Source organism: Caulobacter sp. SRI_008 (assembly GCF_057586355.1).
In genome coordinates this window covers 16,068-30,639 of the sequence record NZ_JBYCZS010000019.1, presented here as the reverse complement: position 1 = coordinate 30,639, position 14,572 = coordinate 16,068, and the positions used below count along the sequence as shown (strand labels likewise).

The following is a 14,572-nucleotide window of genomic DNA, read 5'->3' as shown; positions in this document are numbered from 1 at the left end:
CCAGGATCGCCTTTTCGCTGCTCAAGCCGCCGGCCGGGCCCGCGCGGCGATGGCGTCGAGCACCGCGTCATGGCTCGCCGCCTCGGCAACGCCCTGCGCCACCCTGCCCCGCCAACCGGCCAGCCCGGCCCGTGTCTCGGCGAGGTTGGAGAAGTTCACCAGCGGGTCATAAGCCGCCGGCCGAACGCCCATCCCCTCCAGCACGTAGAACCACGACAGGTCGGTGAAGAGCTCGCCTGGCCGGAACGGAATGCGGCCCGTGCCGCGATAGAGCTCCAGCCTTTCGGCCAGGGTGTCAGGGATCGCCGCCGCCCGCTCGCGCCAGAACGGCTCTTCACGGCGGGTCGGCTGGTAGTGCAGCACGATGAAGTCGCGCGCGGCCTCGTATTCGGCGATCAGCCCATTGTTGTAGGCGGCGATGTTGGCCGGGTCGAAATCCTTGTCGGGGAAGTGGTCGAGCAGCTTCATCAGGCCGCTGGTCACGAAGTGGATGCTGGTCGACTCCAGCGGCTCCAGGAAGCCCGACGCCAGGCCCAGGGCCACGACGTTGCGGCTCCAGAACGCCTTGCGCCGCCCGCCCGTGAACCGCAGGAGGCGCGGCTCCGACAGCAGGGGTCCGGCCTCGCGGGTGAGATCGGCCAGGGCCTCGTCGTCGCCGACGTGGGCGCTGGAATAGACATAGCCGTTGCCGGTGCGGTGGCGCAGCGGGATCTGCCAGCGCCAGCCGGCCGGCCGCGCGGCGGCCTGGGTGAAGGGCGGCGGGTTCGGATCCCGCGCCGTCAGGCCGGCCACCGCCCGGTCGCAGGGCAGCCAGCGGCTCCAGTCCTCGTAGCCGGTCTTCAGCGCCTCCTCAATCAGCACGCCGCGAAAGCCACTGCAGTCGATGAAGAGGTCGGCCGCCAGATGGCCGCCGCCCTTCAGGGCCACGGCCTCGACGAAGCCGTCGCCCCGCAGCACCGCGCCCTCGACCTTGCGCTCCAGCCGCGTGACGCCGCGTCGCTCCGACCAGGTTCGCAGGAAGCGCGCCACAAGGCCGGCGTCGAAATGCAGGGCGTGGCGCAGGCCGCCGCTCGGCCCCACGCCCCCGGCCCGGGGATCGGCGAAGGCCATCCTGCCGGCGTCGCCCAGGGCGGCCGACAGGTTGTAGGCCTCGACGCGGGGATCATCGCCCGCCGCCCGCAAGCGGTGCCACATGTTGTGGAAGGGCCGCCGGTCGATCGTGGGGCCGAAGGTCCCGAACGGATGCCAGTAGCGCTCGCCGGGCGTGGTCCAGTCGTCGAAGCGGATGCCCAGCTTGAAGGTGCCCTCGGTGGCGACCATGAACTCGGCCTGGTCGATCTCCAGCAGCCGCAGGAAATCGACGATCGGCGGGATGGTGGCTTCGCCCACGCCGACGGTCGGGATGTCGGCGCTCTCGACCAGGGTGATCGAGGTTCCCGTGCCGCGCAGCACCTGGGCCAGCACCGCCGCGGCCATCCAGCCCGCCGTGCCGCCGCCCAGAATGACGATGGAGCCGATCGCGCGATCCATGCCGCCCTCCTCCGCTCGTTTTCAGGAAGACAGAAAAGAACGCCGGCGGCGGCTTGCAGCCCGCCGCCGGCGCAGGGTGGTTAGAGACCCAGCTTGAACCGCGCGCCCAGCACGATCCGGCGGTCGCCGGTGGCGTAGCGGAACGGCAGGTTCTCCCACTGCAGATAGCGGCCGGTGGGCTCCTCGGTCAGGTTGATGCCCTCCAGCACGATCTTGATCGCCGGGGTCACCGCATAGCCGACCTGGGCGTCGAGCTGGCCATAGGCCCGCTCCCAGGTGCCCAGGCTGTGGCGGTCGGTTCCCGAACCGAACGAGAAGTCGCCCTGGTAGCTCTTGTCGCGCCAGGCGTAGGACACCCGGGCCTCGAAGCCGTGGCCTTCGTAGTAGCCCTGCAGGTTGAAGGCGTGCTTGGCGACGCCCGGGATCGGCAGGTTGCTGTCGTAGTCGTTCGACTTCGAGGTCTCGGAGTCGGAGTAGGTGTAGTTGGCGTTGAAGCCGAACCCGTTGTCGAAGGCGTACTGGGCGGCCAGTTCGACGCCCTTGATGCTGCCGCCGTCGCCGTTCACCGGAGCGGTGTAGACGCCCAGGGTCGCCCCTTCGACCGAACCGTCGGCCACGGTGCGCGGCACGGTGTCGGTCTGGATGAACGAGTCGACGCTCTTGTAGAAGAACGCCCCCGAGATGATGCCGCTGGCGCCGATGTAGCGCTCATAGGCGATGTCGAACTGCGAGGCGCGGTACGGGTCGAGGTCCGGGTTGCCGCCGCTGCCGTTGGTGTAGAGGAAGCGGTTGAGGTTCGGACCCGGCGTCGAGCTGCGGGTGAAGTTGAAGGCCGAGCCCTGGCCCAGCTGGAACAGGTCCTGGCGGGACACGACGCGGGCCGCCGAGACGCGCACCTTGTCGCTGTCGTTGATGTCGAACACCGCGCTCGCGCTGGGCAGGACGTCGGTATATTCGCGCGTCGTCTTGATGGCGTCCGGATTGGCGATGACGCCGTTCCAGCTGTCGGTGCCCCAGTACCAGGGCGAGGTCGGGGTGCCGCTGGAGTCGATGGTCAGCTCGGTGCGGACCACGCGGACGCCGGCGTTGACGTGATAGCTGTCTTCACGCCCGCCCAGGTCGACCATGCCGTAGCCGGTCGTCGTGCGCTCCTTGATCCGGAACGACTGGATCGGGTCGGCGAACTTCTTGAACGGCGTCGAGGGATAGAGGGCCGACAGCCAGGCCGTCGGGTTGCTCATCTGGCTGCGGTTCTGGAACAGCGCGGTGATGCCGCCCACGGTCAGGGTCTCGAACCGGCCGGGCGTGGTGGCCGCGGTCTGGTAGGGCGTGATCAGGGCCGGCGAAGCGCCGAAGCGGCCGTCGTCGGTGGCCGTCTGACCGCAGTTCGGACGACCCGCCGTGCCGGCCGGCAGGCCGCACGACTTGAAGCCGATGGCCCCGTCCTGGAAGTAGCCGTACGGGGTCCAGTCGCCCAGGCCCAGGGCATGGGCGTTCAGCTCGCCCTTGCCCGAATAGTCGGCCAGCAGCTGCCAGAACTCGGAGTCGATCTTGCGTTCGGCGTAGCGCACGCCGGCGCTCAGCACGAGGCTGCCGGTCTCGCCGAATTCGGGGCGGTACTTCAGGTCGCCGCGGATCGAGGTGTTGTCGATCTGGGTGTCTTCGCCGAACACCCAGTGCGACTTGGCGAACACGCTCGACGGCGTGGTGAACTGCGCCGCATTGGCCGGGGTGAACTTCGGATTGTCGCCGTTGGCGTAGCTGTAAGTGAAGGTCGCCGGCGCGGTGGCGTTGGGCACCAGGCCCGCCGCCGTGCCGTTGCGCACGGTGTACTGGGTGTAGCGCACGTCGGCGTTGGCGCTGGAGCTCTGGTAGTCGGCGGTCGAATAGGCCCCGCGCACGCTGCCGGTCAGCCGCCCGCCGTTGTCCCAGTTCAGGGCGACCTGGAAGTTGTCGGTCTTGGCCTCGGCGTTCTGGAAGTACGAGGTGCCTTCGGCCGAGTTGGCGGTCACCGTGCCCGACTGCAGCACGCCGTTGCCGTCGACGCTAGCGCCGGCCGCATAGGTGGCGTTCTCGTTGGCGAACGGGAACTTGATCGAGGATTCGCTGGTCTTGATCTTCAGGTCCGAGTGGAACCAGTCGCCGGTCAGCTGCAGGGCGTCGGTCACCGCGAAGTCGAGGTTCAGCGAGGCGCCCAGGCGCTTGCGGTCCAGGTCGCGATAGGTGGCGTAGCGGTATTCCGGCGACCACACGTCGAGGGTCGCGCCGCCGGCCACGGGGCGGTCGTTATAGGCCCAGCCGCCGCGGTTCTCGCCGCCCAGCACGTCGGTGTGGGTCTCGGTCTTGTCGTACGAGATCGTGCCCAGCACGGCGAAGCGGTCGCTGAACTTGTAGCCCAGCACCAGCGAGCCGGTCGGGTTCCAGTCGGTCTCGCCGGCCTTGTTGCCGCGCAGGTCGCCGGCGATGGTGATGTCGTCGCGCAGGCTGCGGGCGTTGCGGGTCTTCAGGTTGATGATGCCGCCAAGGCCGCCTTCCAGCAGCGAAGCGTCGGGCGACTTGTAGACGTCGACCCCGCCGATCAGCTCGGACGGGATGCCTTCCAGCGAGTTGGTCTGGTTGATCTTGCCTTCACCGAGGCGGAACAGCTCCAGGCCCGAGACGAAGATGTCGTTGTTGAGCACCGTGACGTTCTGGTCGAGGCCGCGGATGCGGACCTTGGTGCCCTGGCCGTTCTCGCGGTCGATCTGCACGCCGGGCAGGCGCTGCAGCGACTCGGCGATGTTCTGGTCAGGGAACTTGCCCATGTCCTCGGCGGTGACCGACTCGATGATCAGGGTCGAGTTCTTCTTGGCGGCCAGCGCGCTCTGCAGCGAGGCGCGGAAGCCGGTGACGATCACAGCCTCAACTTCTGATGGTTCTTGCGCCGCGGCCGGAGCCGCCGCGTCGGTGGCCGCGGTTTGGGCCAAGGCCTGGCCCGCACTCAGCAGAACGACCGTGGAGGCCGCCGCCATCAGCGCGGCCCTGGTCGCGTAAGTCTTCGAAATCATGAGCATTCCCCTAGATTGCGGCCGCAGAGAGCCGATCTCCGCCGACAGCGTCGACGCAGTGAGTTCGCCAAGTTTTCGGGATGCCTTGCGCATCCTCCCTTGCTTTCCGGCCCTTCTGGGGAGCCGGCGACTGCAACCTATGAGTAATGCGACAGCGCTGTCAATGGACAACGCTGTCAACCGCGTAACAAAATTCGCTTTCCGTAATTGTACGACTTATCCGCTAAATACGTCAGCCCTTGCACCACAAGGTGGCGCGACGCTCGCCCCGCCCTGAAAAAAGACACGCCCCGGCGCACGAGGCGCCGGGGCGTCCACCGTCACGGACAGGCAAGCGTCCGCGACGGGCTGGCGACCGGGCTAGAAATCGGCCGACAGGGCGATGAACACGTGGCGACCCAGCGAGTCGTACATGCCCGGATAGGTGTTGGCGTTGCCGTACGGTGCGCTCGAGACGCCGTAGCCGGAGCTGTCGAGGACGGGCGGGTCCTTGTCGAACAGGTTGTTGACCCCCACCCGCACGGTGTTGCCCTTCACCTTGAAGCTCGTGGTGAGGTCGAAGTAGTTGTAGGCCTCGATCTTGGCGTCGAGAGCGTCATAGAACCCGTCGCCGCCCGTCAGGAACGGATCCGACGTGTTCATGTCCAGCTTGGAGCCGCCGATGTAGCGCCAGGCCAGCGACAGCTCGACGTCCTTCCACGGGGTTTCCCAGGTGGTGCGGAAGTTGTGGCGCCAGGCCGGTTGCGGCAGGCCGCAGGTCGGGCCGTACAGCCCCTTGCAGTCATAGCTGCCCAGGCCCGGCAGCGGCTCGGTGCGGTACTTGTCGCGATAGCCGCCGGTCAGCTCGAACTTCAGCCCGCCCCACTCGCGGCCGCCCATCGCCGGCAGTTCGACCGAGTAGTTGGCGTTGATGTCGACGCCGCTGGTCCACAGATAGCCGGTGTTGAGGTTGGTGCTGACGATGTAGCCGTCGGTGCCGATCAGCGAGCCGCTGCTGGAGCGGTGGATCAGCTTGCAGAAGTAGTCCGCGCCGGTGGTCAGGCACTGGCTGAGGATCACGGTCGGCGAGATGCCGCCGATCACGTCGGTGACCTTGATGTCGTACCAGTCGAGCGACAGACTGAAGCGCGGCAGGAAGGCCGGGGTCAGCACCACGCCGATCGACTTGGTGTCGGCCTTCTCGGGTTTCAGCTCCTCGTTGCCGCCATAGAGCTCGTTGCACTGGCTGGACGGGCATTCGCTGATCACGCCGGTGCCGTACTGGGCGGCGGTGACGCCGGTCGCCTGGCACTGGGCAAGGGTCGCCGTCGGGCTGGTTCCCGCGCAAGGATCCGAACCGCCGAACAGGCCGATGCCCTGCGGGGTGTAGAGCTCGAGGATGTTCGGCGCGCGGACGGCGCGGTTGTAGCTGGCCCGCACCCGCACCTGGTCGTCGGGACTCCAGGTCAGGCCGAACTTGTAGCTCTGGGTCTCGCCGGCGGTGCTGTAGTTGGACCAGCGGTAGCCGGTCTCGAAGTCCAGCGCCTTGACGAAGGGCTTGTCCGACAGCAGCGGCGCGCGCAGTTCGCCGAACACTTCGCCGACGTTGAAGGCGCCCTTGACCGGCACGGTGCCGGCTTCCTGGGCCACCTCGTCGGCGGTGTAGTTCAGGGTCTGGCGGCGATACTCGGCGCCGAAGGCCACGCCCACGCCCTGGCTCGCCCAGGGGCTCTTGACGCCGTACTCCGTCAGGTCGCCGCTCAGCGAGCCGCTGGCGATCGACTCGGTGGTCGAGCCGCCGGTGGTGCTGACCGCGCCGATATAGGCCAGGGCCGCGTCGCTGACGTTGCCGACCGTGAAGATGTCGAGCGGCACGCACGACGGATCGGTGCCGTCGACGACCGACTTGCAGGTCGCCACGCCGTTGACGTTGACCACCTGCAGGGCGTTGTTGATCCGCGCCGTCGAGTATTCGCCGACCGTGCGCTGGGCGAACTCGGCCCGGCTGTACTGGATGTAGTTGTCGTACGACCAGGCGTCGTTGAGATCGCCGCGAACGCCCAGCGTGCCGCGATAGCTGCGGTGCTTCAGGGTGTACTGGCGCGGCCCGCCCGCGGTCAGGCGGTAGCCCAGGTCGCTCATGGTGACGCTGTCGGTCGAGGTCGTCGATCCGCAGAGGATGCCCTTCTGCTGGGCGGACATCAGCGGGTTGTCGCAGTTGATCGTGTATTCGGTGCCGCGCCACAGGCCGGCCGGCGCGATCTGGGCGGTCGTCTTGTCCTCGACGAAGGTGGTGTCGAGATAGACGTCGGCCTTGGGATTGACCTCGTAATGCGCGAACTCGCCCAGGGTGTAGCGCTTGTCCGAGCGCTGCAGGTAGTTGTACGGGCCGAAGTTGAAGGCGTCGGCCGAGGTGTAGGCCCGGAACGTGCCGCTGCTGGTGGTCGTGTAGCGCGTGCCGCCGATGTTGAAGAAGCCGGTGGCGGCGTTGGACGAGCCGACGCAGGCCGGGGTCGTGCCGGCGTTGGAGATCGAGCAGGCCGAATAGTCGCGACTGTCCTGCGTCACCGCCGACGACTGCCGGTAGCCGCCGAACACCGTCAGGTTGCCCTTGTCGTCGGGCGTGTTGAAGCCGGCGGCGATGTTGTAGTCATAGACGAAGCCGTCGTTCACCCACTCGTCGGGCTTGGTGTAGCCGCTGGAATCGAGCAGCGCGCGCTCGGCGGAATCGTTGTTGTGGTGGTTATTGAAGCTGACCGAGGCGTTCAGCTTCACGCCCTCCAGGTCGTGCTTCATGATGAAGTTGACGACCCCGGCCACGGCGTCCGAGCCGTAGACCGCCGAAGCCCCGCCGGTCACCACGTCGACGCGCTCGACCAGCGCCGCAGGAACCGTGTTGAGGTCGGCGACCGGGAAGGTCGGGTCGCCGGGCACCAGGCGCCGGCCGTCCATCAGCACCAGGGTGCGGGCCGCCCCCAGGCCGCGCAGGTCGACCGAGGCCGTGCCCGTCGCGCCGTTCGACGTCGCCGAGGTGTAGCCCGAGGTCACCTGCGGCAGGCTGTTGAGCATCGTCTCGACATTGGTGACGCCCTGCTTGGCGATCTCGTCCTTGCCGATGCTGGTCAGGGGGCTGATCGAGGTCAGGTTCGGCTGGCGGATCCGCGAGCCGGTGACGACGATCTGCTCCACCTCGGCCGGTTCGTCGGGACTGCCTGAGGTGGTGGTTTGAGCGGCGGCCGTCAGCGCTATGGCGCTGGCGCTGGCCAGGATTCCGAGGCCCAGAACGCCTCGTCGATAGCGCAGCTTCATTTAGTTCCCCATTGCTGTAACGCCCGCTCCCGGGGCGCCTGGGGAAATGGTGGAACGGCGGAATATCGGATTGAATAAACGGTATACGATGAACATCGATTTCAGCGAACATTGTCCGCGCGGCCACACCTTTGGCGCCCGAAATCTAGTCAGCTAGAGAGATGGAAACGCGTGATCCTGGAAAGATCAGACACGGTAATCGGAAAAGTAGCGCCCTGATATTTTTGCGCAATGTTGCGCCGACCACCACCGTGCTCTCGACTGGTCTTAGAAGGTCGAATCCGACTCGGGCGCGATTCGAGCGTGATACGAGAAAGCTCTGTAGAGCGCGCGCCTGGCGGTTGAGCCTCAGCCCGCCGCCGGACCGGTCGACTCCCGGACCACCAGCTCGAAGTCGAGCAGGCGCGAGGGCGGCGGAGCGCCCTCCTCGCCCTTCAGGTCGCCGCTGAGCAGCAGGTCGGCGGCGGCCGCCGCCATGGCCTGGATCGGCTGGCGCACGGTGGTCAGCTGCGGCCAGACGACCTTGGCGCCGGGGGTGTCGTCGAAGCCGGCCACCGACAGGGTCTCGGGCACGTTCAGACGCAGGCGGTTGGCCACGGCCATCACGCCCAGGGCCATGTCGTCGTTGGAGGCGAAGATCGCCGTCGGCCGGTCCTCGCCCGCCAGCAGGGTCTCGGCCGCCTCGAAGCCCGAGCGGAACGAGAAGTAGCCCTGGGCCACGCGGTCCTCGCGCACCGTCAGGCCGTGGTCGGCCATGGCCTTGGCGTAGCCGTCATAGCGCAGGTGGGCCGCGCCGTGGTCGGGGTGGCCCTTGATAAAGGCGATGTCCTTGTGGCCCAGCTTGATCAGGTGGGCCGTCATGTCATAGGCGGCGGCCACGTCGTCCATGCGCACATAGGCCGAGCGATCGAGATCCTTGTCGGGCGACAGGCGCACATATGGCACGCCCTCGGCGTCCAGAACGGCCAGCACCCGGGCGTTGTCGCAGACCGGCGGCGTCAGAATCACCCCGTCCATGCGCAGGGTCGCCAGCATCGGCTCCACCTGCTCCTCGATGTCGCCCGTGGAATCGAGCGGCTCGACGATCAGGTGATAGCCTTCCGTCCGGCACCGCCCGATCGCCCCCAGCTGCACGTCGGTGACGTAGGCGGGGCTGGGGTTGTCGAAGAACACGCCGATCAGATAGGCCTTCGAGCCCGCCAGGCTCCGGGCCGAGATGTTGGGCCGATAGTTCAGCGACGCCACGGCCTCCTGCACCCGGTCCCGGGTGTCGGCCTTGACGTTGGGCTCGCGGTTGAGCACCCGCGACACGGTCTTGATCGATACGCCCGACAGGCGGGCGACGTCGTGGATCGTAACCTTGGCGTTCAAGTAAGGGCCTCGCGCGGCGTGATTCAGCCTTCAAGCGAGACAACAGGCCATGACAACCTTGTCAAGGCGACCCCTTTTTGGACGGGGCTGCTGAAAACGGCGGTTCGGGGCTCTCGCCAAGAGACCGCCCCTACCCCGAAAGTTCCCCGCGAAGGCGGGGATCCAAGCCGAGTCCGCGGGTCGATCCGCGGCCTCGCCTAACCTTGAAAGTCAGCTTGGACCCCCGCCTGCGCGGGGGTGCTCGGAGAGAAGAAACCCTACGAAATCGAGGCCTGACCGTCCGGCGTCATCGCCACCGCAGCCCCGATCAGGGCGGTGTGGGGATGCAGGATCACGTGGGTCGGGATGGCCTTCACGTAGTCCGAGAGACGGCCCTTGGCCTCGAAGCGTTCGCGGAAGGCGCTGGCTTCCAGCAGGTCGACGATCCGGGGGGCGATGCCGCCGGCGATGAACACCCCGCCCCGTGCGCCGAGCGCCAGGGCGAGATCCCCGGCCGTCGAGCCCAGGATGGCGCAGAACCGCTCGACCGTGGTCTTGCAGCACTCGCGGCCGGCCACGGCGCCTTCGGTGATCGCCTTGGCGGCCAGGTCCTCGACCGGGCGGCCCTCGATCTGGGCCAGCAGGACGTGCAGGTCCTCCATGCCCTGGCCGGCCAGGATCCGCTCGACCGACACGCGGCCGTACTTGGCCTGCAGGCCGCGCAGGATCTCGATCTCGATGTCGTCCACCGGCGCGAACGAGATATGGCCGCCCTCGGTGGTCAGCGGGGTGTCGCAGCCGTGGCGGCGCACCATGCCCGCGGCGCCGAAGCCGGTGCCCGGGCCGATGATGGCGAGATCGCCTTCGCCCGAAGTCGGCAACGGGCCGATCTGGCGCAGATCCTTCGGCGACAGGCGCGGCGCGGCCAGGGCCTGGGCCGTGAAGTCGTTGATCAGGCGGGCGTTACGGAAACCGCCCGTGCGGCGCAGGCTGTCTTCCGACAGGCGCCAGTCGATGTTGGTGAAGTGAACGGCGCCATGCTCGATCGGACCCGCCACCGCGACCACGGCCTGGTCGGGGTGCTTGACCCCCACCTTGGCCAGATAGTCCTCGATGGCGTCCTCGGCCGTTTCGTAGTCCTCGCCCTTGTAGGCGGTGGGCTCGATCAGGCGGGGATCGGGGCCGTCGAAGTCGACCAGGGCGAAGCGGGCGTTGGTGCCGCCGATATCCCCGACCAGGCCGAGCCCGTGTGCGTTGGCGCCGTTCATGGGTTTCCCGTTCCCTTTAAGCAAACAGCACGGACGCGCCGGCGTCGGCGGCGCCGACCCCGTGTCGCATCCAGCTGAAAAGTTCGCGCCCGAAGCCCGGCTTGGACGCCGGGACTGGTGCAGGCGTGCGGGCGAGGAGTTCGGCCTCGTCCACATGGATGAAGAGCTCGCCGGTGTCGGCGTTCATAGTGATGACGTCGCCGTCCTGGACGTAGGCCAGCGGCCCGCCCTTGGCGGCTTCCGGCGTCACGTGGATGGCGGCCGGCGTCTTGCCCGAGGCCCCCGACATGCGGCCGTCGGTGACCAGGGCCACCTTGAAGCCGCGATCCAGCAGCACCGAGATCGACGGCGACAGGTTGTGCAGTTCGGGCATGCCGTTCGCGGAAGGACCTTGGAAGCGCACCACCACAACAACGTCGCGCTCCAACTCGCCGCGCTTGAAGGCGGCGATGAAGTCTTCCTGCTCCTGGAACACGGCGGCGGGCGCGGTGATCACGTGGTGCTCGGGCTTCACGGCCGAGATCTTGATCACGCCGCGGCCGAGGTTCCCGGCCAGCAGCTTGAGGCCGCCTTCCTTGCTGAAGGGGTTGTCGACCGGGCGCAGGATGGCCTCGTCCAGCGAGGTCTCCGGGCCTTCGCGCCACTTCAGCTCGTCGCCGTCCAGGTAGGGCTCCTGGTGGTAGTTCGACAGCCCGGGACCGGCGATGGTCAGCACGTCCTCGTGGGCCATGCCGGCCTTCAGCAGTTCGCGCACCACGAAGGCCATGCCGCCGGCGGCCTGGAAGTGGTTCACGTCGGCCGAGCCGTTCGGATAGACCTTGGCCAGCAGCGGCACGGCCTTGGAGATGTCGTCCAGGTCTTCCAGGGTCAGGATGATCCCGGCCGCCCGGGCCATGGCCACGATGTGCAAAGCCAGGTTCGTCGAGCCGCCGGTGGCCATCAGGCCGACGACGCCGTTGACCACGGCCTTCTCGTCGATCACCCGGCCGACCGGGATCCAGTCGTTACCCTTGTGGGTGACGGCGGCGACGCGGCGGGCCGATTCCTTGACCAGGGCGCTGCGCAGCGGGGTGTTGGGATGCACGAAGGCCGAGCCCGGCAGGTGCAGGCCCATCAGCTCCATGAGCATCTGGTTGGTGTTGGCCGTGCCGTAGAAGGTGCAGGTGCCCGGGCCGTGATAGCTGGCGCTTTCGGCGGCCAGCAGCTCGTCGCGGCCGACCTTGCCCTCGGCGTAGAGGGCGCGGATGCGGGCCTTCTCCGAGTTCGGCAGGCCCGAAGTCATCGGACCGGCCGGCACGAACACCGCCGGCAGGTGGCTGAAGGCCAGGGCGCCGATCACCAGGCCCGGCACGATCTTGTCGCAGACGCCCAGGTACATGGCCGCGTCGAAGGCGTCGTGGGTCAGGGCGACGGCCGTGGCCATGGCGATGACGTCGCGCGAGAACAGCGACAGCTCCATGCCCGGACGCCCTTGGGTGACGCCGTCGCACATGGCCGGCACGCCGCCGGCGAACTGGGCCGTGGCGCCGACTTCGCGGGCGGCCTCCTTGATCAGCGCCGGATACTCTTCCAGCGGCTGGTGGGCCGACAGCATGTCGTTATAGGCCGAGACGATGCCCAGGTTCGGCGCGTTCGGATCCAGCGCCCGCACCTTGTCGGCGGCCGGCGAGGCGGCGAAGGCGTGGGCCCAGTTGGCGCAGGACAGCTTGGCGCGGCCCGGCTGGGCCAGGGCGGCGGCCTCCATCTGGGCGATGTAGGCCTCGCGGGTCGGGCGGCTGCGCTCGACGATCCGCTGGGTGATCTGCGCGATGACGGGATTGAGGGCCATCTGACTACTCCGCCCAGAGGATGCGGACCGGCACGCGGTCCTGATCGAGAATCTTGGCTACCGGCAGGCTCGGATCGACCGAGCCTTCCAGCAGTTCGCGCTTGGCCTGGCCGGTGACCAGCAGGACGATCAGCGACGTCTGAATCAACGCCTTGAAGGTCAAGCTGATCCGCGGAAGGTCGGGAGCCGGCTCACCTTTCGGCACGGCCAGCACCAGGCGCTCGTTATCCAGGTCCAGGCCTTCTTCCAGCACCGGGTTGCCCGGGAACAGCGAGGCGAAGTGGCCATCGCCGCCCACGCCCAGCAGGGTCACGCCGAACGGCAGGGCTTCGGCGACGCCGGCTTCCGCCGCGTCGGCCGCGGCCTGCGGCGAGGCCGGGTCGGCGTAGAGCGGCGCGAAGCTCGCCTTGGCGGCCTCGCCCTGCAACAGCGAGCGGCGCACGAGGCCCTCGTTGCTGCTCGGGTCCGACGGCGGCACGAAGCGCTCGTCGGTCAGGGTCACGGTCACCCTGTCCCAGGGCAGGGTCAGGGTGGACAGGCGCTGATAGACCGGCTCGGGCGTGCTGCCGCCGGTAGCGGCGAAGCCGGCCTTGCCGTGGCTGGCCACCGTGGTGGTCAGGGCGTTGGCCAGGGTCGAGGCCGCGGCGTCGTACAGGGCCTCGCGGGTCGGGAAGACTTCGATCTTGGGCATGTTGCGCGTACCCATCACGACTTCCAGGCGCGGCCCTGCGGCGCGATCAGCGACGCGGCGCTGGCCGGACCCCAGGTGCCGGCGGCGTAGGGCGCCGGCTCGATATTGGCTTCGGCCCAGGCCTTGGCCACGCCGTCGACGAACCGCCACGCGGCCTCGACCTCGTCGCGGCGCACGAACAGGGTGCGGTCGCCGCGGAAGGCGTCCAGCAGCAGCTTCTCATAGGCGATCCGGCGGCGGCTGCCCGGGGCGGCCATGTTCAGCGACAGCGGCAGCGATTGCAGGCGCATGCCCTCTTCCGACAGGCCCGGACGCTTGGTCATCACGCTCAGCGAGATGTCTTCTTCCGGCTGCAGGTCGATGACCAGGCGGTTGGCCTGCATCTCGCCCTGGGTCACGGCGCCGAAGATGTTGTGCGGCACGGGCTTGAACTGCACCACGATCTGGGTGCGGCGGTCGGGCAGGTTCTTGCCGGTGCGCAGGAAGAACGGAACGCCCGCCCAGCGCCAGTTGTCGATGCCGACCTTCATGGCCACGAAGGTCTCGGTCTTGGAGCCCTTGCCCACCTCTTCGAGGTAGCCGGCCCGGGCCGTGCCCTCGACCACCCCGGCCACGTACTGGCCGCGCACGGTGTCGTGCGCCACGTTGTCCTTGGTGAAGGGCCGCAGGGACCGCAGCACCTTGACCTTCTCGTCGCGGACGGCGTCGGGGTCGAAGCCCGACGGGGCCTCCATGGCCACCAGGCACAGCAGCTGCAGAAGGTGGTTCTGCAGCATGTCGCGCAGGGCGCCGTACTCGTCGTAATAGGGCCAGCGGTCGCCGACCTTCTCGGTCTCGGCGATCGTGATCTGGACGTGGTCGATCGACTTGTTGTCCCACAGCGGCTCGAACAGCACGTTGGCGAACCGCAGGGCCGTCAGGTTCTGGACCGTCTCCTTGCCCAGATAGTGGTCGATGCGGAAGATCTGGCTCTCGTCGACCACGGCGCCGACCGCGGCGTTGGTGATCTTGGAGCTTTCGAGGTCGCGACCGATCGGCTTTTCCAGGATCAGGCGCGTCGTGGGGCCGGTCAGGCCCGCGCTCTGCAGCGCCTGGCAGGCCGACGGATAGAGGCTGGGCGAAACGGCGAAGAAGATCACCAGCGAGTCGTGCGGGCCGATCTTGTCGGCCAGGGCCTTGGCCCCCTCCTCCTTGGTGATGTCGACCGGAAGATAGTCGAGGCGGGCGGCCAGGCGCTCCCAGGCGGCCTCTTCCACGTTGGCGCGCTTGCCCAGGTGCTCGCGCACCAGCTCGCGGTAGCCAGCGCCGGTGAGGTCGCCGCGCGCCACGCCGAAGATGCGCAGGTCATGCGGCAGCAGCCGGTCGACTTCCAGGAAATACAGCGATGGCAGGAGCATGCGCAGGGCCAGGTCGCCGGCGCCGCCCAGCAGCACCAAAACCTCGCGGCCCGTTTCGCCGTCTTCGGTCTTTTTCTTGGTCACTTTTCGTCCACCCTATGACAACGTTGTCATGACACGCCCGTGCGCGCTTGGCAAGCACGCGGTCGTCCCGGCCCCTTGGGCGACCCTGG

At 68.2% G+C, this 14,572-nt stretch carries 8 protein-coding genes; all 8 read right to left on the bottom strand.

The features are described from left to right. Positions 1-21: 21 nt before the first annotated feature. Complete coding sequence (locus tag AC2YHT_RS17040) at positions 22-1,530, bottom strand: tryptophan halogenase family protein (RefSeq protein WP_487290962.1); 1,509 nt, start codon at positions 1,528-1,530, stop codon at positions 22-24. A gap of 80 nt (positions 1,531-1,610) precedes the next feature. Continuing rightward, positions 1,611-4,577: a TonB-dependent receptor gene (locus tag AC2YHT_RS17035; RefSeq protein WP_487290961.1), complete on the bottom strand. Its 2,967-nt coding sequence runs from the start codon at positions 4,575-4,577 to the stop codon at positions 1,611-1,613. A gap of 360 nt (positions 4,578-4,937) precedes the next feature. After that, on the bottom strand, positions 4,938-7,865 hold the full coding sequence (locus AC2YHT_RS17030; protein ID WP_487290960.1) for a TonB-dependent receptor plug domain-containing protein: 2,928 nt from the start codon (positions 7,863-7,865) through the stop codon (positions 4,938-4,940). A gap of 348 nt (positions 7,866-8,213) precedes the next feature. Beyond that, positions 8,214-9,236, bottom strand: a complete 1,023-nt coding sequence (locus AC2YHT_RS17025) for a LacI family DNA-binding transcriptional regulator (RefSeq protein WP_487290959.1) — start codon at positions 9,234-9,236, stop codon at positions 8,214-8,216. A 257-nt stretch (positions 9,237-9,493) separates the two neighbouring features. After that, the gene (gene glk / locus AC2YHT_RS17020; RefSeq protein ID WP_487290958.1) at positions 9,494-10,483 is read right to left on the bottom strand and encodes a glucokinase; all 990 of its coding nucleotides are present in this window, start codon (positions 10,481-10,483) and stop codon (positions 9,494-9,496) included. A 16-nt stretch (positions 10,484-10,499) separates the two neighbouring features. Further along, the gene (gene edd, locus AC2YHT_RS17015; RefSeq protein WP_487290957.1) at positions 10,500-12,311 is read right to left on the bottom strand and encodes a phosphogluconate dehydratase; all 1,812 of its coding nucleotides are present in this window, start codon (positions 12,309-12,311) and stop codon (positions 10,500-10,502) included. Between the two features lie 4 nt (positions 12,312-12,315). Beyond that, positions 12,316-13,017, bottom strand: a complete 702-nt coding sequence (gene pgl / locus AC2YHT_RS17010; protein ID WP_487290956.1) for a 6-phosphogluconolactonase — start codon at positions 13,015-13,017, stop codon at positions 12,316-12,318. Continuing rightward, positions 13,017-14,483, bottom strand: coding sequence for a glucose-6-phosphate dehydrogenase (gene zwf, locus AC2YHT_RS17005; RefSeq protein WP_487290955.1), 1,467 nt, complete (start codon positions 14,481-14,483; stop codon positions 13,017-13,019). Before zwf ends, pgl begins: the two co-directional genes overlap by 1 nt. Between the last annotated feature and the right edge of the window lie 89 nt (positions 14,484-14,572).

What these genes read in the sequence shown, in the direction of transcription:
- AC2YHT_RS17040 (WP_487290962.1), bottom strand. Translation starts at nt 1,530, where the DNA reads ATGGATCGCGCGATCGGCTCCATCGTCATTCTGGGCGGCGGCACGGCG.
- AC2YHT_RS17035 (WP_487290961.1), bottom strand. Translation starts at nt 4,577, where the DNA reads ATGATTTCGAAGACTTACGCGACCAGGGCCGCGCTGATGGCGGCGGCC.
- AC2YHT_RS17030 (WP_487290960.1), bottom strand. Translation starts at nt 7,865, where the DNA reads ATGAAGCTGCGCTATCGACGAGGCGTTCTGGGCCTCGGAATCCTGGCC.
- glk (WP_487290958.1), bottom strand. Translation starts at nt 10,483, where the DNA reads ATGAACGGCGCCAACGCACACGGGCTCGGCCTGGTCGGGGATATCGGC.
- edd (WP_487290957.1), bottom strand. Translation starts at nt 12,311, where the DNA reads ATGGCCCTCAATCCCGTCATCGCGCAGATCACCCAGCGGATCGTCGAG.
- pgl (WP_487290956.1), bottom strand. Translation starts at nt 13,017, where the DNA reads ATGGGTACGCGCAACATGCCCAAGATCGAAGTCTTCCCGACCCGCGAG.